This window comes from Bacillus cereus group sp. MYBKT14-1, assembly GCF_051915185.1.
Classification (GTDB): Bacteria; Bacillota; Bacilli; order Bacillales; family Bacillaceae_G; genus Bacillus_A; species Bacillus_A cereus.
This window is the reverse complement of record NZ_JBQAEF010000013.1, coordinates 65,675-85,647: the sequence shown is the minus strand read 5'-3', so window position 1 is coordinate 85,647 and position 19,973 is coordinate 65,675. Positions and strand designations below refer to the sequence as shown.

The window sequence follows — 19,973 nt, the reverse complement described above, 5'->3', positions numbered from 1 at the left end:
TTTGATTAGTACAGGACTAAGATTTTTTATATAACAGCTTACACACTTAGAATACTACTTTTTTACGAAAGTGAACGAAATAGTTGTGACATGTTTGTGAAATATTGAGCAAACTACTATATATATAGTGTTAACTTCATTTAAAAGTCTTTAAAATTAACCCTTTCCTTAATTGTATTTTTTTGGTATCCTTATATACGAGTCCTATTTTGTAATATAAGAACAATACCCATTGTAGAGCTGTAATACTCTTATCTCCTAATCTGTTATAGTTTTTATAACAGAACAAAAAAGTGTACACATGTTGTACACTTTTTTTGTTACTTCTATAAAACATCTCTTTTTCTATTGCCATCATAGAATCCGCCACGATTGTCTGTTAATGCAATTATTTGATCTAGTCCTTCTATATGATCACCTATAATTCGAAGTACAGCTGGTGGATGACCTATTTTAGCAAAATGTTCACTGGGACGAATACGGTTCATCTTATCGACCTCAACACGACTTACACATGCAACTTCAAATCCTGAAAGAATAGCTTTCACTTGGGCTACACACGGCGCCAGTAAAGATCTATACCCAATTTCTTTCAAACACTTACGGCTAAACGCATTCGGTACAGCGATAAGAGAGCCTACGCCTAGATCTTTTCTATCACAAGCTAAATTTAATGCATATTTAAATGCAGTTACAAGATGAAGCGGTACTCTTAAATCTAAATAATGATTTAGATCATTTAATGCAACATCTGTTCCATCTGCAATAGCTTTCGCAAAAGGATATAGCTCACTCGCTGGAATAACAAAATCGCCGTCTATAAATAACACAATTTCTCCTTTTGCAAAATACGTTCCAAGTGAGCGCCCCACATCATTTCCGAGTGCTTCTTTATATACAATTGTCGTTGCCCCTTTGTCTTTTGCAATTTTTTTCGTTTTATCTGACGAACCATTTACGACAACGATAATTTCGAAGGGTTCAATTTTGCGAAGCTCTTCTATAACGTTTTCAATTGTTTTCTCTTCATCTTGTACGGGAATAACAACCGATAGTTGCTTTCCTTTATAGAAATCAGATGTAACACCCCACCCTTGATAAAACTCTTCAAAACTTAAAGTATGATAGACACTATCCCTTTTCCTATTTCCATCATAATATCCTCCGCGCTCATCACTGCTTAATATCCGTTCTGCTACTGCTTCTATATGATCACCTATCATTCTTTTTTCAGATTGGGAAAGATTTGGCCCATATGCAGCATGCTGGAATGGACGAAATTTATTCGGCGTAATAACGTCAATGGCACAATGACGACTAATTCTCCATTTACTTTGAACTAGGCGTAAATGAGCCACAATAGGATTAACAAAACTTTCATATCCGATGCTTTGAACGACTTCTTTCGTCAGCGCATGAGGTACATCTAATAAAGAATTCATTTTTAATTCTTCACGCTCTAACATTGCATTTAATATTTGGCGCCATACTGTAATAGAAGTGGTTTTTTGCCTTTTTAAAAATAATGCATCCAAATTATTTAAAACTACATCTGCCTGATCGTATAAAATCGGATTAAGGAATAATTTTAATTTTGAAGTTGGAATAGCAAAATCACCATCTATAAATAGTAATACATCACCTATCGCATGTTTTGCGCCGATTGCACGTCCAACATCGTTCCCTAGTAGCTCTGTATGCTTGATTACTTTACACCCTAAACGATCTGCAACATCTTCTGTTCCATCATTACAACCGTTTGCTACTACAATGATTTCTACTGGATTTAATGGTCTTACCGATTGAATAACGTCTGAAATCGTATCGACCTCATTACATGCAGGAATAATAACAGATAATGACTTAGCCATTGTTTTGTTCACGAAACCACTTAATTGTTTCCTTCAATCCGCTTTCCCACGTTACTTTCGCCTGAAATTGAACAAGCTCTTTTAATTTTGTTACATCTGGTCTTCTATTTGGAATTTCTTCAAAACCATGAGGATATACTTCTTCAAAAGGCACTTGGACAATCTTCGAAGAAGAATTCGTTAATTTTTTAATTACTTCTGCTACTTCTTTTATGCTCTTTTCATTCTCAGAACCTATATTAATAATCTCACCATTTACCTTCTCATCCATTGCCCGAATTGTTGCTTCTACCGCATCACTTACATACGTAAAACAACGTGTCTGCTTTCCATCTCCATATACGAGAATGTCTTCTCCTTGCAGTGCCGCACGGATAAATCGCGGAATTACTCCTGCATACGGACCATCTTTCGCTCTTGGACCATAAATATTAAAATATCGAACAATCGTTACCGGTAAGCCTTCTAATGCGTATCCTAAACATAATGTTTCTTCTAACGTTTTACAAACCGCATAACTCCAACGAATTTTAGAAGTTGCCCCGTACAATCGATCTCCCTCTTCAGAGAAAGGCGGCTTAGCCTTACCATATACTTCTGAAGTAGAAGCAAAAACTACTTTCTTCTTTCCTTTTAGCGCTGCTTGTAAAATATTTCTCGTCCCATCAAAATTCGTTTCTATGAGCTCTATACTTTTTTCCATTGTTGTTTTCACACCTAAAATTGCTGCTAAATGAAACACGACATCATGCTGATCTACTAATTCATAAATAGAATTTTTATCTAAAACACTTATTGGAATAACACGGATTTCTTTCATTAACTCTTTATGGTACTTATTTTTACCTTTATAAAAGTTATCCACAACAGTGACCTCATAACCTCTTCTCATCAACTCTTCAGCTAAATGTGACCCAATAAATCCGGCCCCACCTGTAATTAAACATTTCTTACTCATTTACTCACCTTCTTTACAATCCCGCGTGTATCTATTACTCGATCCATTCCTTTAAAAAGCTTCCAATCAATATTAGAATGATCCGTTAAAATTAAAATACAATCCGCTTTTTTAACTTTTTCTTCATCTAAAGAAACAGATTGGTACACCTTATCTCCAATTTCCGCGGAAGAAATATAAGGATCATGATATTCTATCTCGTATCCTTGATTTCTTAATAATTGAATAATCGGTAACGCTGGTGATTCTCTCAAATCATTTACATCTTTTTTATACGCAATCCCTACAATTAACACCGTTGCAGGTAATTGCACCACACTTTTTACTTTCCGGACCATTTTCTCTGGCATTTCTTCATTAATTATATGTGCAGCCTCAATTAATTGACTAATTGCCCCATTCTTTTTTATTCTCCATTGAAAATATAAAGGGTCTACGGGAATACAGTGTCCCCCTATCCCTGGCCCTGGCCAATACGGAGTAAACCCAAATGGTTTTGTAGATGCCGCTTCAATGGCCTCATAAAAATCAATGCCTAAACTTTCACATAGTGTGTTTAGTTCATTTACTAAAGAAATGTTAACTAAGCGCTGAATATTTTCAAATAGCTTGCACATCTCTGCTACTTTCGGAGAGCTAACAGGTACAACTTCGTCAAAAATGGTACTATATAAATCCTGTACCTTTTGTTTACACTTTTCTGTTTGTCCACTAATAACTTTTGGAATAGCTTGAACTGAATATTGACTATTTGCTGGATCAATTCTCTCAGGGGAATATCCGATATAGAAATCTTCCCCTACCTTTTTACCATTTTGAGAAATAATAGGTAGGATGACTTCTTCAAGTGTGCCTGGATATGTGGAGCTTTCAAAAATGAAGGTTTGTCCTTTTTGAAGGTTTTGTTGTATATAATGCGAAGCTGAAATGAGGGCACTTAAGTCTGGTTCTCTTTGTTCATTAATTGGAGTCGGGACAGTGACAATAACATAATCACTATTTTGAAAATCAGCAATGCCTTGATCCGGTGTATTTACTGTTAATTTTTTTTTCGTCAATAAACTTTGTAACTCTTTAGAAGAAACATCCGGAATATAACTTTCTCCTTTTATAATTGAGTCTATTTTTCTAATATCTTTATCTAATCCAAGTACTGTATGCCCTCTTTCTGCAAAATGGACTGCTAAAGGAAGGCCAACATACCCTAGCCCAATAATAGCTACTTTACTACTATTCATTTGTATTCTCTTCTTCCCTTCTCAATTGTTGAATTACATCTCTATCTCTATCTCCATCTGTAAAACCACCACGTTCGTCCGTACATTGTAATAAATACGCAACCGCTTCAAGTTGATCACCGAAAATACGATCAAACGCTGAAATACGCCCATTTACAAATTCGTGTTGCTCTGGACGTACTCGATTTGTTTTTATAACATCTACTAACTCTACTGTTGTAATAGAGAATCCTTCTAAAATAGCTTTCACTTGTGCTAATGGCGGAATGATAAGGGAATCATATCCTATTTTCTCTATTACCTTCTTATGAATGGCATGTGGTACAGCAGTTAGTGAGTTATTCCATAAATCTGGTCGTTTCGCTATCAAATTCACAAAGTATTTTCCCATACTAATTGGATCTGCTGGATGAAACATATCTAATAAGCATTGTAAATCATTTAACACCACGTCATTTCCATCTTCAACAGCATGTAAAAATAGAGTGAGTTTTTTTGCTGGAATAACAAGATCACTATCAACGAATAAACAAATATCTGCCGTAGCATGCATGGCACCTATTGCTCGTGCTACATTATGTCCAAGCGCCTTCGTAAATTCAACGACAATAACATTCTCTAGCTTTGCCTGTTTAACAGTCTCAACATCTGCTCCATTCGCGACAACTATAATTTCATCTACACCTGCTTCTTTCACTTCTTTTATAACAGACCTTATGGTTATTTTCTCTTCTGATACTGGGATAATGGCACTATATTTCGCTTTATTCTTTTGTAATAAAACTGGTTTATACTTTCCTACAAACTCTCTATCTCTATTGTTCTCTGGAAAACCACCGCGTTTACCATATGTTTCGATTACGTATTGTAAAGCTCGCAAATGATCACCCATAATACGACTAGTCGCTTTCGGATAAGGAGAGCCAGGTGATGTACCAGTATGCACAGGTCGAACTTTATTTGTGTAGATGACATCAACTGAAGCCATATCAGAAATATCTACTCCTCTAGACATCGCCATCGCTTGAAATAATGCTGGATCTGCTAAATTCCACCACCCCAGTTTTTCAATCACTTTACGACTTATCGCATGTGGTATTGCAATTAAAGATCCTACAACAAACTCTTTCTTGTTCAAATAACGATTTAACATATATTTTCCAACCGTCGTATAATGCGGTCTCATCTTCAAGTAAACGGACCATGTTAAATTATTTAAAACAATCTCATGCCCTTGTCGTATTCCTTTAATAAAATTGTATAATTCTTCACTTTTCATGACGATATCACCATCTAAAAACAAAACAATCTCACCTTTTGCTTCTCTAGCACCAATTGCCCGTCCCACATCATTACCAAGAGAATCTCTATAATAAATCACACGGCAATTATGCTGTAATGCTATTTCCTTCGTCCCATCTGTAGATCCATTATCTACTATGATAACTTCATATGGTTCGAGCTTTCTTACCTCTACTAAAACTTTTGATAAAGTACTTGCTTCATTATGCACTGGAATAACAACTGACACTCTCATACTTGTATCACTCTTACCCTTCCAAGCGAACATAAGCAATAATAGGAATACGCACAACTACATCTTCTGGTGGTCCATAAGAAGGAGAAGTACGAACAATTACTGCCCCATCCGTCACAGATAAAAGAACGCCTGCAATGATTTCTACAGCTGTCACAACTTGCACTAGTTCGCCAACATGGTTACGTAATTCATCAGTAAATAACATATATAAGTCTCCTTTCTTACGCTTCTTTAATTGATATAATACTTATAAATGGTAATAAAACCTCTGTTCCTATTCCTTCTTGCAATGTTAAGAAGTCATCACCAACTGCTACAATAACACCTGTTAATTGTCCAACTGTCACCGTAATTTCTACGTTTTTACCTAAATACTGCTTTGCAATTTCTTTAAAAGGTGATGTATTGCATTCTTTTAAAATGTTACAAATAATAGATTGAAATCTACTTGATTCAATAACCTCTTCCGTAGCTTGCTTAGAGTTTCTTTGAATAAATCTCGCGAAGTTTTGTGAAAATAAAAGTCTTTCCACAGCAGGCAATAACTTATTATCTAAAAAATAATCTAATTGTCTATTAAACAATCTTGATAATTTATGCCAATATTTTCTGAACAGACACATACACTTCTCCTCCTATTATTTTTAGATTATAAAATTTTACATCCATACATCTTAATGTATACAAAATGGATATTTTTGTGATAGGTAAGACATACATTTTCTAAAAGAAATATTTGTTTCAGAGCATAAAAAAAACTATCCAAAAGGATAGTTTCTTACACTTCAATATTCCGCAATATCGAATAAATGTCATTATTCACTTTACCAAATGATTTAATGTTATTTTGAATGTTAGATAATAAAACAACATATACACTACCATTTTTACTAAATCCGTTTAAGCAATTCCAACCTGGCATTACACCATGATTCGAATAGCTTCCTGGGTCTACGTACCATCCAAACCCGTAATCCTTTTTTCCACCCGTAAACATTTGATCGTAACTCTCTTTTGAAATTAATTTTCCAGAGAATAGTGCTTCGTTAAATAAATATAAATCATGCGCACTTGTGTATATATCACCACAACCATATAGTTGTGACATGCTCGGAATATTAGGTGTTGTCATATTATTATTTACTATTTTATAACCCGTTGATGGGAATCTTGTTTGTTCTAACGCTGTGCCAAAGCCAGAATGTTTCATACCGGCAGTAGCAAAAATATGTTGTTTAATATATTCTTCGAGTGACTGCCCACTTACCTTCTCTGCAATATAAGCAAGTATAGAGTAGTTCGAATCAGAATACTTCCACTTCTCTCCTGGACCACCAATACGCTTTTGATTTCCTATCCGCTTTATCAGTTCTTCATGAGAAATATCTTCTTTTCCCTGCTCATATTCGGGAATCCCTGATGTATGTGTTAATAGATGTTTTAGCTGAATATTATTACCTTGTGGAAAATCTGGAATATACTTCGCAACAGTATCTTCTACTTGTAATTTATTTTGATCTTTCAATTGCATAATAGCAGTTGCTACAAACGCCTTTGAAATAGAACCAATATAAAAAGTCGTCTCTGAATTATTCGGTACTTGCTGCTCTTTATTTGCCATACCGTACCCTTTATTCAGAAGAACTTTTCCGTTCTTCACAATAACAGCTGTCCCGCTAAATCCTGCGTTTTGTAAATACTGGTCCAATTGAGCGTTTTCATTAATTTCTTGAGGTGGTCCTTCAGCAGGTTTCTCCGCTGCTTGCGCTTGCTTCATTTGTTCTTCCTGCTCTTTTTGTTTTTGCTTCTGTACTTCTTGTTTCTTTTTTTCTTCTTTCTTTTTTAACTCTTCTTGTTTCTTCATTTCTGCTGCCGCTTTTAAAGTTTCTTCTTTCTTATTATGCGCAACAATTTTTGTATACATGAAATATACAAGTGATAATAGTAAGACGAGAATGATTGTTCTTTTTATGTATACAATCGGCCGATGTGCTTTCCCATTCGCATTACTTTTTTCCTGATCCATAATTGCTTTTTTCCCCTTACTCACCAATAATTTAATTCCTCTACTAAAGATTCGTTTTAGTAGATTATGGATAATCCATTCTATATCATCCCTACTTTATCACGCACTGCACATATTACCAACCTATATGCACAAAAAAGAAAAAGAAAATTTACAAAAGTAAGATTCCCATTAAATTATTAACAAAAAAAGAGGATATCCTCTAAAAAATTGATGTTATCAATCTTTTGGGACATCCTCTTATCTCATTATTTATACGTGTTTTTTCATATCATCGGCAACAGATTCAACATTTGTACCTACGATAACTTGTACACTAGTATTACTTAATTTCATAACACCTTTTGCACCAGCACGTTTTAATGCTGCTTCATTTACTTGACCAGCATCTTTTACTTGTAAGCGTAGACGTGTTGCACAGTTATCAATAACTGTTAAGTTTTCTTTTCCGCCTAAAGCTGCTACGTAAGTTTCACCAATTGAACCTGCAACTGGTGCATCACCATCTTCAACTAACTCATCGTCATCTTCACGACCAGGAGTTTTTAAATCGAACTTCTTAATTAAGAAGTAGAATACTATGAAATAAATTGCTGCGTAAATTAAACCGATACCTGCTAGTAAGACTGGTTTTGTTGCAATACCGAAGTTTAAAGCATAATCGATTGCACCGGCACTAAATGAGAAACCATCATGAATGCCAAGTGATGTTGTAATGAATAAAGAAAGACCTGTTAGTACAGCATGAATACCATATAATACTGGTGATAAGAACATGAATGAGAATTCAATAGGCTCTGTAATACCAGTTAAGAATGAAGTTAATGCTAGACCAGCTAACATACCAGTAACTGCTTTACGCTTTTCTGGTTTAGCAGCTGCAATCATTGCGAAACATGCTGCTGGTAAACCGAACATCATAACTGGGAAGAAACCAGTCATAAACATACCTGCTGTTTTGTCACCTGCAAGGAAACGAGCAATATCACCATTAACAACATTACCTGCTGCATTTGTAAAGTCCCCAAATACAAACCAGAAGTATGTGTTCATTACGTGGTGTAAACCAATTGGGATTAATAAACGGTTTAATAAACCAAATAATCCTGAACCAATTGCACCTAAATTAACAATTCCATGAGCTAATGCATCAATACCATTTTGAATTGTTGGCCAAATTTGTGCAAATAGAATTCCTAATATCAGCATCACAACTGATGTAACAATTGGAACGAAACGTTTTCCAGCAAAGAAACCTAACCATTCTGGAAGTTTAATCTTATGGAATTTATTATAAAGAAGTCCTGCTATAACACCAACAATAATACCACCTAAAACTTTCATATCTACTTTAGTCGATAATTCAGCAGCCTTAGATACTTGTGTCATTGTATCCGCAAGCTTAGATGGATCTACATTTGCGCTATTACCTATTAAATCTTGGACTTTACCTAATTTACCTTGTAATTCAGCAGTTGAATACCCTTTGCTAAGTGCATCAATACTATTTTTCATAACAAGATAACCAATTGCACCTGCAAGACCTGCTGCACCACTACCATCCACTGAAAGACCTATTGCAATACCAATTGCAAAAATAAGTGCTAAGTTATCAAAAACTGCTGCGCCGGCCTGTGCCATAACAGGAATATCAAATACATCTGGTTGCCCTAAACGAAGCAATAATCCTGCTGCTGGTAGTACTGCGATCGGAAGCATTAAAGCTTTACCAATACGTTGTAAAAACTGCAACATTTTAATTCCCCCTAATTTAATTTATGAAATCGTTATCATTATAAGTACGCTTTAGAAAACGCTTTCTATTACATAACCATAATAACATATAGTTGTATAGATGTGTAGTTTTTATTTCCGAACTTTTTATGGATAAATCTCCTATTTCCAAACTGTTATATAAAAGGAAAATTCTCCTTTTTAAAATACAGAATACTCGAAACGAAAGACCTATTATAGCACATTGAACTTTCGTTTTATCATTCCACTTTTTCATGTTATTATTTATTTCCGAGCATATCGGGAAAAGTAAACTTAGTTAATTCAAAATAGGAGCGTTGGTACTATGCAGTGCATTGAAACAAACAACTTACAACAGTTGTTAGAACAAGTAAAACCATATACAAAAAAAGGAAAACTTGCTACTTATATCCCCGAACTAGGAAATGCAAATCCAGACGATTTAGGGATTGCCATTTTCCATAAAGAAACAGAATATATCCATGCAGGCAACTCACAAACACTATTTACTCTTCAAAGTATTTCCAAAGTAATTACACTTGCCCTTGCCCTTTTAGACCGTGGTGAAGAATATGTATTTTCTAAAGTTGGAATGGAACCAACGGGTGACCCATTTAATTCTATTATTAAGTTAGAAACGACAAGTCCGTCCAAACCCCTTAATCCAATGATAAATGCAGGAGCATTAGCTATTACAAGCATGTTAGCAGGAAAAGATAACGAGGAAAAAATGGAACGTATTCTTCATTTTGTACGTGAAATAACAGATAATCCTACTATTAATTATTCCTCTAAAGTTGCCGATTCAGAACTAGAGACAGCTTACCTAAACCGTTCACTTTGTTATTATATGAAACAAAACGGAATTATCGATTGTGATATTGAAGAACTTATGGATTTATATACTCGTCAATGCGCAGTTGAAGTAAACTGCATCGATTTAGCACGTATCGGCTTAATTTTTGCAATGGATGGATATGATCCATATAAAAAGAAACAAATCATCCCTAAACATATTACAAAAATTTGCAAAACATTTATGGTCACATGTGGTATGTATAACGAATCTGGTGAATTTGCAATTCGTGTTGGTATTCCTGCAAAAAGTGGTGTAGCCGGTGGTATTTTTGGCTGCGTAAAAGGAGACATGGGAATCGGTATTTTCGGACCAGCTTTAGATGCAAACGGAAATAGTATTGCCGGTTTTAAAATTCTTGAACTTCTTTCTGCTCAAGAAGGTTGGAGCATTTTTTAATCGCGAGTTATCCTGCTATACTAGCAGGATTTTTTATTTCGCCAAAACCTCACTTTTGTCAGTTATCAATACTCTTACAAAAACAGTGCTGAAAGTTTCTCTATATCATGCATATTTGTTCCCCCCTCCTGAATAATATAGTACAACCTAGCGCTATATGTGGAGGTGTGAAAGATGAAACTAATATTTCAAATGGGAAAACAACCTGTTCTTGAAAAAACAATCCTTCTTTTTATATTGAGTATTGTAGAAAGCTTGAAGTTAAAAGTTGTTTCACTCGACGAAGCTCACCGATACATATTCAATTTAGAAGTACTTGAATTATTAATGGATCGGAACATCGATGATCAAGTACTTGAACTTATTCATTTCGGGATGGGACTTGAAGACATTTATCATGTGCTTCCTGAAGAACTTGAGCATACGATTGAGGAATTAAAGTGGCTTTGCATTCAAGTATTAAGTGAGTACAGTATGCATGAAGAATCCGAACAATTAATTGAAGATATACGGTAAAAAAGCACCTATGTAGGTGCTTTTAATGTTTTTTTAAACTATTTTTATACGCCTCAATATTTACTGGTAGCTCTTCCTCTTCCAAAGTATGTTCATTTACATCTTTATGAATGAACGCACCTTTAGGTGGTTGATGATCATGCCCTTTTTTCTTATGATCAAATGCTTTCCCGCGTCCCATACAAATCCCCCTTTCTTAAAAGAAATCCGTATTAGTATGGAGAAAAGTACGTCGATATATGCAATCTCTTGCTGTATTTCCAAGGAAATACTCGAACCTTGTTTTCTACTCTCCTTACAACAACTGATCAATCCCAATAAGAATTAATAACACTCCTGCGATAACTGTCGCCCACTTTCCTAAGTATTCTGCTAAAAATCGTTTCCCTACATACGCAAAACTACTAATACAAATAAAACTAAACACCCCTGAAATAGTTGCTGTAAGCCAAAGGTTCAGGTTTGTTACTCCAGCATCAAATCCACCTGCAATATTATTAATAGACAACGCAATCCCTAATACAATTGCTTCTGAAAAACTAATTGTTTTAGAACCATCAAAATCTGCTTTTTCTGGATTACGTAAAATTCCCATAAGTACATTACCATCTTTAGAGCCTACGGTATTTCTTTGCCCCAAGAAAGGCTGGCACAAAATAAACACCCCGATTATCCCTAAAACGATTGCTCCAATCAGGTTTGCTGTAAACTCTGAAATAAATAACGCAATCCAGTTCCCAAAAAATCCAGCTAATAAAGTAAATAAAAACCCAAAAAATGCGATGATAAAATTGTTGAACCACGAAATTCTAATTTTACGAATGCCATATGCAATCCCAACACCTGCATTATCTAAATTAGAAGCAATCCCGATTAAAAAAATTGAAAATAGACCTGCCGTACTCATAAATAGCCACCCCTTTTCCTCACTTTTCCATGCATCTTATGAAAATGTTGAGCAACTGTGCCTGTCTGTTTCATATACATGTAATAAATGCTCAACATTTTTTCAACAATAAAAAGGAGTGCCTTCGCTATGCCTAAAGAAAATCCAAATGAGCGGCTTAGTAGATTAATAAAAAAACTTTTAAAAGAACGTGCCTTATCTATGCGCCAACTCGGAATGCTTACAAATATTGATCCCGCAACAATCTCAAGAATTATGAATGGTAAACAACCGCCAAAACAAAAACACCTACAAAAATTCGCAGAATGTCTGCAAGTTCCACCCCAATTGTTATTTGATGAAATGTATCCTGATTCTCCTCACATTAATAAAGAAAAGACGGATATGTACACATCTCTTGATACCATTCAGCAAACTCTGCAATCCTCTAACTTATTCGATTTCGATTACACTACAACTCGCGTAAAACAAGAACTCGAAAATTACGAACGCTATGCCCAGACAACAGAAGGCGAAAAACGTATTCATGACAGTTTTGCAAGCAAATTAGAGCAAATTGATAGTGCTGGTCCTTTTATTGAACAATTAACAGATATGTATCAACAATTTTGTAATGAAACCATTTCAAAAGAAGAACGTGCAGTTCTTGGGAGCGCATTACTTTATTTCATATTATCGACAGATATTATTCCCGACTATCTCTTTCCAATTGGCTATTTAGATGATGCGATTGCCGTTGAATTAGCGAAAGAGAAATTAATTGAAATGAAACGAAAGACATAGAAAAATAAAGAACTATTTCAGTTGTTTATATTCAACACTGAAATAGTTCAATAAAAAATCGTACAAGTATACATACTCGTACGATTTTACTGTACAAATCTATTTTTCCGTGTGGCACCATTCATATATAAATGCTGTTATCACTTTTGTAAATTCAATTAACTGTTCAACTTCAACTTTCTCATTTACAGAATGTGCTTCTTCTAATGTACCTGGTCCATATATAATCGCTGGAATATGAAATTCACTAAACCAACCACCATCCGTTACCGTTGCAGACATATCTAAAATTGCGTTTTTAGAAAGAATTGATTCATGTACTGAGCTAAGCGTTTTTACAGCGGTATGTTCACTATCTATTTCTAAAGAAGGGAAAATTTCGCCACGATCCACAATCATTGATTCTCCGCCCCACTTAAATTGTGGTGGATTTTCACTTAGCCATGGATCGGCAGCTGCTACTTTACCGATATACTCTTCAATTTCTTTTATTATTTGTTCATGTGTTTCATTCGGATAAAAGTGCACTGTTATCCATAACCGGCACTCATCCGCAATAAAAGCTGCATGTCTTCCACCCTCAATAACAGCTGGATTAATTGTTGTTGTTCCAGACGGATAGCCTTCATATGTTTTCATAACTGCCCAGTGGCGCTCTAATTCTTGCAAACTTTGCACAATTTTCATCATTTTTTCAATTGCACTCGCTCCAAATAAACGTCCTCCAGCATGAATCATTTGCCTACGCGTTGCATCATGAAACGTTTGAGGGCTTTTCACAGTAATCCAGCCAGTAATTACGCCGCCCTGTCCTTGCATATGTAAATTACTCGTATCCACTACGACTGCAAAATCAGCATCATAACCTCTTTTGCAGCATTGAAGTGTACCAGCTTCTCCAACTTCTTCTCCAATTACGGATTGAAAGATTAAATCTCCAGGTAATTCAATACCAGCTTCTTGTAATAGCTGAATAGCAAATAGCGCTCCAGCTAGTCCCCCTTTCATATCAGCTGCACCACGTCCAACTAACCAACCATCTTTTATAAATGGCTCAAACGGATTTGTTTCCCACGCCTCATCTGCCGATACTTCAGCTACATCCATATGTCCATTAATAATAAGACTTTTATATGAGTCACTTTTTGCCCCTTTTTTCACACCAACAACGTTCGGATCATTAGGATATACATCCCATTTATCAACACTAAAATTTTGTTCTCTTAGAAACTCTGCAACAAATTGTTGTGCCTCATTTGTATTTCTCGCCGGCGGTGCTGGTGTTTCAAAACGAATTAAATTCTTTGTAAGCTCTAGTAACTCATCTTTTCGTAAATCAATCTGCTCTAATAGCTGTGAAACTTTTTCATTCATCGCTAATTCCCCTTTACATACGTAGTATGTTTCCAACTTTATTTTCACAAAAAAAGAGACTGTTTACAAATCTTACAGTCTCCAAATTAATTCATATTAGAAGCTCTCTACTTCCGTCGTATTTGTCTTTTCAATATGTTCTACTTTACGTGCCTTATTTCTTGTCGCACGGTAAAACAGTAAACAAACAATCATAAATGGAATTCCGCAATACAATGCCATTCTTTGCTCTGGAATAAAGGCCATACCAATAATTACTGTTACATTTAATACTAGTGCAAGCAGTGGTACAAATGGATACAATGGTGTTTTAAATTTCAATTCTTTCACATCCCCGCCCTGCTTTATGTATGACCTTCTAGCTAATAAGTTAGATAGAGCAATAGATGCCCAAACTAATATCGCCCCGAACCCGGCAATAGAAAGTAGCCATAAATAAACTGTATCTTCCGCATAAATACCTGATAGTAATGAAAGGCAGCCTACAATTGTACTTACAATCAATGCATAAATAGGAACACCGTTTTTAGATAACTTACCAAAAATCGGACTAATCATTCCTTGATTAGACATAGACCATAGCATACGAGAAGTTGCATATAACCCTGAATTCGCAACGGATAGCACTGCTGTAATGATAACAAAATTTATAATATCTGCTGCATAAGGAATACCAATTTTATCAAATACAACTACAAATGGACTTTCAATTACTCCCGCTTGTTGCCAAGGGAATAGTCCAGCAAGAATAAAAATAGATAGTACAAAGAAAACAAGTATACGCCAAACTGTATTGTTAATTGCCTTCGGGATTGTTTTCTCTGGATTTTCACTCTCACCTGCTGCAATACCAACTAATTCTGTTCCTTGGAAAGAAAAATTAACTGCAATCATCGTAATTAAAATGGCTGATAATCCATTGGGGAACAATCCACCATAATCAGTAAAACTAGAGAACATCGGCGCTGGTTCATTTCCTTTCATATCTAGAAAACCAAACATTGCTGCCCCGCCTAAAATAATAAATGCAATAATCGTAATTACTTTAATACTTGCAAACCAAAATTCAACTTCCGCAAAACTTCTTGAAGATAACGCATTAATAGCAAAGAGGAGTACCGCAAACACTACGCACCAAATCCATGAAGGTACATCAGGAAACCATCGTTTCATTAAAATACTAACTGCAATTAGTTCAATCCCTATCGTAGCTGACCAGTTTAACCATGACATCCATCCAACTACATAACCTGCTGCAGGAGAAATATGCTTTGTCGCATACGTTTGATAAGATCCTGCGTCAGGCATTGCAACAGCTAACTCTCCAAGACAGAGCATCGTTAAATACATAACAAATCCTCCAACAAGATATGCTACAATCGCTCCTCCAGGCCCAGCTTCATGAATTGTATACCCAGATCCTAAAAAAAGACCGGTACCAATAACGCCTCCAAGTGCAATCATAAATATGTGCCTGCTTTTCAATTCTCTTTTTAATCCTTGATTTTGATTCATCATATAAATCCCCCCTTTTCACTTTGTAAACCCATTTAATGTAAGCGTTTTTAAAATTATTCACCGTAAAAATAATGATTTAAAAGAGCAAAAATACACGTCACTTACATTAATCACTGCCTGTTACTAAAAGGTCATCCCTTACTGTTATTAATAACTTTTGCTCAGCAATAGCTTGCCCTTCTACTACTTCTAATGATTCAATGTAACCACTGATCCCTATCTTAATTTCTACTTTCTGTTTATCTATTGTTTCAATTAATGCTAATTTCTCCCACTCATATACGTAAGAACTTTCCGTAACAAATAACTTCTCTACTTTCCCGTAACAAGGACTATACACGCATTCTATAACCGTCTTCACTTTATACACTCCTCCTTCTTATTAGTTGGTACTGAAACGTTGCATATCCCTCCTTTAGATATATCAATTATTATTTATGCAAAATGCGTACCAATCTCCAATTCCTATTTAAAATGAAGGTTTCTCAAAAAAAAAACTTCATAACCGCAAAATTTTTCTATCATTTCAGAGATTTTAAAAGGAAAATAGCAAAAAATTTTTGCGATTTTATAAGAATTTTAATAAAATTATAAAAAGTCAGTCTTCATAGGGTGGAATGAGGAGAAGATAATCTATGCGTACAGAAGAAATTAATTTAAAACAGATCATTGAAATGAATATGCTATATGAAACTTTACTCAATGAACTCGACATCGGAATTCATATTATTAATGAGGAAAGTAAGACGATTATCTATAACCGCAAAATGATGGAAATTGAATCAATGGAGCGCTCAGATGTGCTATATAAAAGTCCTTTAGAAGTATTCGCATTTGAGGAAAATAAAAATAGTACTCTTATAGAGGCATTAAAATTTGGAAAAACAAAGAAAAATATAAAACAAACGTATTTTAACAATAAAGGACAAGAAATTACAACGATTAACGATACTTTCCCTATAATAGAAAATGGAAAAATTAAAGGCGCTATTGAAATATCAAAAGAAATTAGTAACTTAAAGCAAACGATAAAAATAGGTCCTTCTCGAAAACAAAGCACTAAATTTACCTTTGATCACATAATTGGTGATTCTGAAGCCATTCAATCAATCATTACAGAAGGAAAAAGAGTAATTCGTACATCTTCCTCCATACTTCTAGTAGGAGAAACAGGCACTGGTAAAGAACTATTTGCACAAAGCATCCATAATGAAAGTCAGCGTTCAACAAAACCCTTTATTTCACAAAACTGTGCCGCTATACCTGATACCTTAATGGAAAGCCTACTATTTGGTACAAATCGAGGTGCCTTTACAGGAGCAATAGATAAATCAGGCTTATTCGAAGAAGCAAACGGAGGAACTTTGTTATTAGATGAAATCAATTCATTAAGCCCAATACTTCAAGCTAAGTTGCTGCGGGCTATACAAGAAAAAACAATACGAAGAATCGGAGGTACACACGAAAAAGAAATTGATGTTCGCATTATAGCAACTATCAATGAAGATCCCTTTGAAGCCATCGCACATAATCGATTAAGAGAAGACTTATATTACCGATTAAGCGTCGTTACTTTATGTCTTCCGCCTTTACGTGAAAGAAAAGAAGATATTCCAGCTCTTGTTCAGCACTTTATTGAAAAATATAATACTCAATTCGGGCTCAACGTAACCGATGTAGATGTAAATGTAAGAGAATTTTTCTATGCATACGATTGGCCTGGAAACGTACGGGAGTTGGAACATATAATTGAAGGTTCCATGAACTTGATAGAAGATGAAACCATCATTACAGCGTTTCATCTTCCTACTCGCTTTCGCGAACGAATAAAAACAGAATTCAATATGCAACATGCACTAACTAATCACAATACTGATGCACCTAAAACTTTAAAACACACAATAGAAAAAATGGAAAAGAACTACATTAACCAAATTCTTAAAGAGAATCATGGCAACATCTCACAAGCTGCAAAATTTTTAGGATTAAGTAGGCAAAACTTACAATATCGAATTAAAAAACTGCATTTACACATATGAAATAAACATGTCTCCAAGTGAAAAAATAACTTGGTAAAATATGTTACAATAAACATATAACATGCTAGAAAGGGGCTATATATATGAGTAATGATAAAAAATTAAAGTTATTACAATACTTATACTTTTTCCCTGCCATGCTCTGTATGATGTTATTCATTAATGCCAATGTAAGCAGCTCTCCTTATGCAAAGCTATTAGGAACAATTTTTGGCTCCTTTGCAGCTATTATGCTTGCTGCTTTTTGGAATTTAAAGCTACGTATAAAAAACGAAAAATCTTCTTAATACTAAAAAAATCGAGCTACTTAGCCCGATTTTTTTATTTGCCATTAAAACTCAACATTCTCTAAATACAACCCACTTGCCTCAGCAAGACAATTAATTTGATTGCGCTGCTTTTCCTCTAAAATGTTTGGAATTGCTTCAGCATCTAATTGTCCTAATCCAACTTCAATTAATGCCCCGACAATTTTTCTTACCATATTATGAAGGAAGCCGTTACCACTTACTCTAATTTGTACAAACCCTGCCTCTTCCATCACATCAAGTGTATATACTTCTCGAACCATAGATTTTTTCTTTGATTTCGCATTTGAAAAAGCAGTAAAGTCATGTGAACCAACTAAATGTTTTGCAGCTACTTTCATGCTTTTCACATTTAATTTTTTATTCACATGCATGCTGTATTTACGCATAAATGGATTTGTATGCTCTTCATTCCAAATTTTATACAGATATGTTTTTGCTTTAGAATTGTAACGAGCATGGAAACGATCATGTACTTCTTCCACATTCGTAATGCTAATATCGTTAGGTAAATATTGATTTAAATATTTTTTCACTTTATGTTCCACTAACTTCTCATCACTTTGAAAGTTAGCAACTTGATTCAAAGCATGTACACCAGCGTCTGTTCTACTACAACCGATAATTTCAATTTCTTTTCCGACCATTTCAGATATGACACTTTCGATTTTTCCTTGAATTGTATTATCGTTATTACCGAGACGTTGCCATCCTTTAAAACGTGCGCCGTCGTACTGAATCGTTAATTTATAATTATGCATCGTATTCTCCTTGTCTTATTGACCTAAAAATATAATCCCTCATACAGCTTTTCCATATGAGGGAACTATAACATATTGTTACTTCATTCTAAAAGGAATAAAGTAATCTATTTACTAATTACGATTCGTTCGAATCCAGGAATCTCCTAAGTATGTTCTAATTTTTAACCAACCAAATGATGTTGTAGATTCTTCAACTACAAATACCGTTTGTGGTGCAAAAGTGCCGATTGCTCTACCGAAAGGTTGATCAAATGCTGTAAACACATTTGGGACATGGTAATAAGACCCTTGTGGCGCAATCCATTTTTCTCCAACCTCAGCCTTAATTTTCTTCCAACCATTTTCTCCTTGTTGAAGTACTCTTACAGATTGGGCTGAGAATTTCACACCATGATGCATGTACTTAGGTTCATTGTATGCATAAAAATCACGATTAATATGTTCCACGTGTGGATAACGAACAATCCACTTTGGCCCTAAATACGTATTAATTAAAGACCAACCGTTTTCTTTTGTCTGCAAAATATTAACCGTTTGTGGAGCGAACCAAGCATCTGGATTTTTAGCTTCAGGGCTACTGTATGCTGCAAAATTCTGCTTCATTATTTGTGGCATTCCATTTACACTTGTCCACTTCTGCCCCAAATATGTATCAATCAAAATTTCACCTCTTAGTGTACCATCACGTGCAATAACAGTTTGAGGACTAAATACGTACTTCGCACTGTCCATATTAATCCAATCAAAAGCTTCAAAAGTTCGATTAATTTCTACTTTAGCGCCCTCTGGTGCGATAAATCCACCACTTATCTTCCACCATCCACTAGGATGTTGATTTGTAACATAAACCCTTTCTCCTGGCTGCAGTTCTTTTTTCACAGGCGAATTAAAACTACGACTTTCATATACTTTTAATGTTTTTGTTGTTTCATATGATTCCGCATGTGCAGAAGTTGCAAATAAAGAAACCATCCCAAAAACAAATAATGCCAACCATTTTTTCATAAATCTTCTCCCTTTTAGCTTATTTTCTATAGCAAATTTGCTATGTTACATCCATATTGTAATTTATTAATACAGAGTGGTCTATACAATCTGAACACTGTATATTTTTACAATTT

The 19,973-nt window shown here is 34.9% G+C and carries 21 protein-coding genes and 1 pseudogene; 5 read left to right on the top strand and 17 right to left on the bottom strand.

What is annotated here, in order from left to right; genetic code table 11:
* Positions 1-136 precede the first annotated feature (136 nt).
* The 10 genes and pseudogenes from ACTFO4_RS24130 to ACTFO4_RS24085 all read right to left on the bottom strand — a co-directional run bounded on the left by ACTFO4_RS24130 (position 137) and on the right by ACTFO4_RS24085 (position 9,644).
* The gene (locus ACTFO4_RS24130; protein WP_002094217.1) at positions 137-358 is read right to left on the bottom strand and encodes a hypothetical protein; all 222 of its coding nucleotides are present in this window, start codon (positions 356-358) and stop codon (positions 137-139) included.
* Entirely contained in the window at positions 327-1,871 is a 1,545-nt protein-coding gene (locus ACTFO4_RS24125) for a glycosyltransferase family 2 protein (protein ID WP_061456740.1), read from the bottom strand. Before ACTFO4_RS24125 ends, ACTFO4_RS24130 begins: the two co-directional genes overlap by 32 nt.
* The gene (locus ACTFO4_RS24120) at positions 1,864-2,829 is read right to left on the bottom strand and encodes an NAD-dependent epimerase/dehydratase family protein (RefSeq protein ID WP_017673805.1); all 966 of its coding nucleotides are present in this window, start codon (positions 2,827-2,829) and stop codon (positions 1,864-1,866) included. The genes ACTFO4_RS24125 and ACTFO4_RS24120 overlap by 8 nt, the downstream gene beginning before the upstream one ends.
* The gene (locus ACTFO4_RS24115) at positions 2,826-4,067 is read right to left on the bottom strand and encodes a nucleotide sugar dehydrogenase (protein WP_001088925.1); all 1,242 of its coding nucleotides are present in this window, start codon (positions 4,065-4,067) and stop codon (positions 2,826-2,828) included. Before ACTFO4_RS24115 ends, ACTFO4_RS24120 begins: the two co-directional genes overlap by 4 nt.
* Complete coding sequence (locus ACTFO4_RS24110; RefSeq protein ID WP_017673804.1) at positions 4,060-5,604, bottom strand: glycosyltransferase family 2 protein; 1,545 nt, start codon at positions 5,602-5,604, stop codon at positions 4,060-4,062. Before ACTFO4_RS24110 ends, ACTFO4_RS24115 begins: the two co-directional genes overlap by 8 nt.
* A gap of 13 nt (positions 5,605-5,617) precedes the next feature.
* On the bottom strand, positions 5,618-5,812 hold the full coding sequence (locus ACTFO4_RS24105) for a hypothetical protein (protein WP_000899469.1): 195 nt from the start codon (positions 5,810-5,812) through the stop codon (positions 5,618-5,620).
* Positions 5,813-5,828: 16 nt separating this feature from the next.
* On the bottom strand, positions 5,829-6,230 hold the full coding sequence (locus tag ACTFO4_RS24100; protein ID WP_000335530.1) for a hypothetical protein: 402 nt from the start codon (positions 6,228-6,230) through the stop codon (positions 5,829-5,831).
* A gap of 155 nt (positions 6,231-6,385) precedes the next feature.
* The gene (locus ACTFO4_RS24095; protein ID WP_000371852.1) at positions 6,386-7,633 is read right to left on the bottom strand and encodes a serine hydrolase domain-containing protein; all 1,248 of its coding nucleotides are present in this window, start codon (positions 7,631-7,633) and stop codon (positions 6,386-6,388) included.
* A 252-nt stretch (positions 7,634-7,885) separates the two neighbouring features.
* Positions 7,886-9,388 carry an N-acetylglucosamine-specific PTS transporter subunit IIBC gene (gene nagE / locus ACTFO4_RS24090; protein WP_000938900.1) on the bottom strand — a complete coding sequence of 501 codons (1,503 nt, stop codon included), beginning with the start codon at positions 9,386-9,388 and terminating at the stop codon, positions 7,886-7,888.
* A 141-nt stretch (positions 9,389-9,529) separates the two neighbouring features.
* Positions 9,530-9,644 (bottom strand): annotated as a pseudogene (locus ACTFO4_RS24085) (transcriptional regulator).
* Positions 9,645-9,713: 69 nt separating this feature from the next.
* Between ACTFO4_RS24085 and glsA the strand changes: the two are divergent.
* Positions 9,714-10,643 (top strand): glutaminase A, encoded by a 930-nt coding sequence (glsA, locus tag ACTFO4_RS24080; RefSeq protein WP_001149850.1) that lies wholly within the window; start codon positions 9,714-9,716, stop codon positions 10,641-10,643.
* Between the two features lie 174 nt (positions 10,644-10,817).
* Positions 10,818-11,159 carry a DUF3969 family protein gene (locus ACTFO4_RS24075; protein ID WP_000766604.1) on the top strand — a complete coding sequence of 114 codons (342 nt, stop codon included), beginning with the start codon at positions 10,818-10,820 and terminating at the stop codon, positions 11,157-11,159.
* A gap of 22 nt (positions 11,160-11,181) precedes the next feature.
* Here ACTFO4_RS24075 and ACTFO4_RS24070 read toward each other — a convergent pair whose 3' ends face one another.
* Together ACTFO4_RS24070 and ytaF are read right to left on the bottom strand one after the other, a co-directional pair.
* Positions 11,182-11,340, bottom strand: a complete 159-nt coding sequence (locus tag ACTFO4_RS24070; RefSeq protein WP_000532409.1) for a hypothetical protein — start codon at positions 11,338-11,340, stop codon at positions 11,182-11,184.
* A gap of 114 nt (positions 11,341-11,454) precedes the next feature.
* Positions 11,455-12,066: a sporulation membrane protein YtaF gene (gene ytaF, locus ACTFO4_RS24065; protein WP_000100728.1), complete on the bottom strand. Its 612-nt coding sequence runs from the start codon at positions 12,064-12,066 to the stop codon at positions 11,455-11,457.
* Between the two features lie 129 nt (positions 12,067-12,195).
* Here ytaF and ACTFO4_RS24060 point away from each other — a divergent pair, with 129 nt between their 5' ends.
* Positions 12,196-12,849 carry a helix-turn-helix domain-containing protein gene (locus ACTFO4_RS24060; protein ID WP_025687072.1) on the top strand — a complete coding sequence of 218 codons (654 nt, stop codon included), beginning with the start codon at positions 12,196-12,198 and terminating at the stop codon, positions 12,847-12,849.
* A 99-nt stretch (positions 12,850-12,948) separates the two neighbouring features.
* Here ACTFO4_RS24060 and ACTFO4_RS24055 read toward each other — a convergent pair whose 3' ends face one another.
* The 3 genes from ACTFO4_RS24055 to ACTFO4_RS24045 form a co-directional block, all read right to left on the bottom strand.
* Positions 12,949-14,271 carry an acetylornithine deacetylase gene (locus tag ACTFO4_RS24055; RefSeq protein WP_440014479.1) on the bottom strand — a complete coding sequence of 441 codons (1,323 nt, stop codon included), beginning with the start codon at positions 14,269-14,271 and terminating at the stop codon, positions 12,949-12,951.
* A 48-nt stretch (positions 14,272-14,319) separates the two neighbouring features.
* Positions 14,320-15,741, bottom strand: coding sequence for an amino acid permease (locus ACTFO4_RS24050; protein ID WP_000981867.1), 1,422 nt, complete (start codon positions 15,739-15,741; stop codon positions 14,320-14,322).
* A gap of 106 nt (positions 15,742-15,847) precedes the next feature.
* The gene (locus tag ACTFO4_RS24045; protein ID WP_326235373.1) at positions 15,848-16,102 is read right to left on the bottom strand and encodes a biotin/lipoyl-containing protein; all 255 of its coding nucleotides are present in this window, start codon (positions 16,100-16,102) and stop codon (positions 15,848-15,850) included.
* 274 nt (positions 16,103-16,376) lie between these two features.
* On the opposite strand from ACTFO4_RS24045, the gene ACTFO4_RS24040 reads away from it, so the two are divergent.
* Positions 16,377-17,780, top strand: a complete 1,404-nt coding sequence (locus ACTFO4_RS24040; protein ID WP_061456735.1) for a sigma-54 interaction domain-containing protein — start codon at positions 16,377-16,379, stop codon at positions 17,778-17,780.
* Positions 17,781-17,863: 83 nt separating this feature from the next.
* Positions 17,864-18,067: a hypothetical protein gene (locus ACTFO4_RS24035; RefSeq protein ID WP_017673799.1), complete on the top strand. Its 204-nt coding sequence runs from the start codon at positions 17,864-17,866 to the stop codon at positions 18,065-18,067.
* Between the two features lie 44 nt (positions 18,068-18,111).
* Here the strand turns inward: ACTFO4_RS24035 and truA are convergent, their stop codons facing one another.
* Positions 18,112-18,849, bottom strand: coding sequence for a tRNA pseudouridine(38-40) synthase TruA (truA, locus tag ACTFO4_RS24030; protein ID WP_326263665.1), 738 nt, complete (start codon positions 18,847-18,849; stop codon positions 18,112-18,114).
* Positions 18,850-18,963: 114 nt separating this feature from the next.
* The gene (locus tag ACTFO4_RS24025) at positions 18,964-19,857 is read right to left on the bottom strand and encodes an S-layer protein (protein WP_000758930.1); all 894 of its coding nucleotides are present in this window, start codon (positions 19,855-19,857) and stop codon (positions 18,964-18,966) included.
* Between the last annotated feature and the right edge of the window lie 116 nt (positions 19,858-19,973).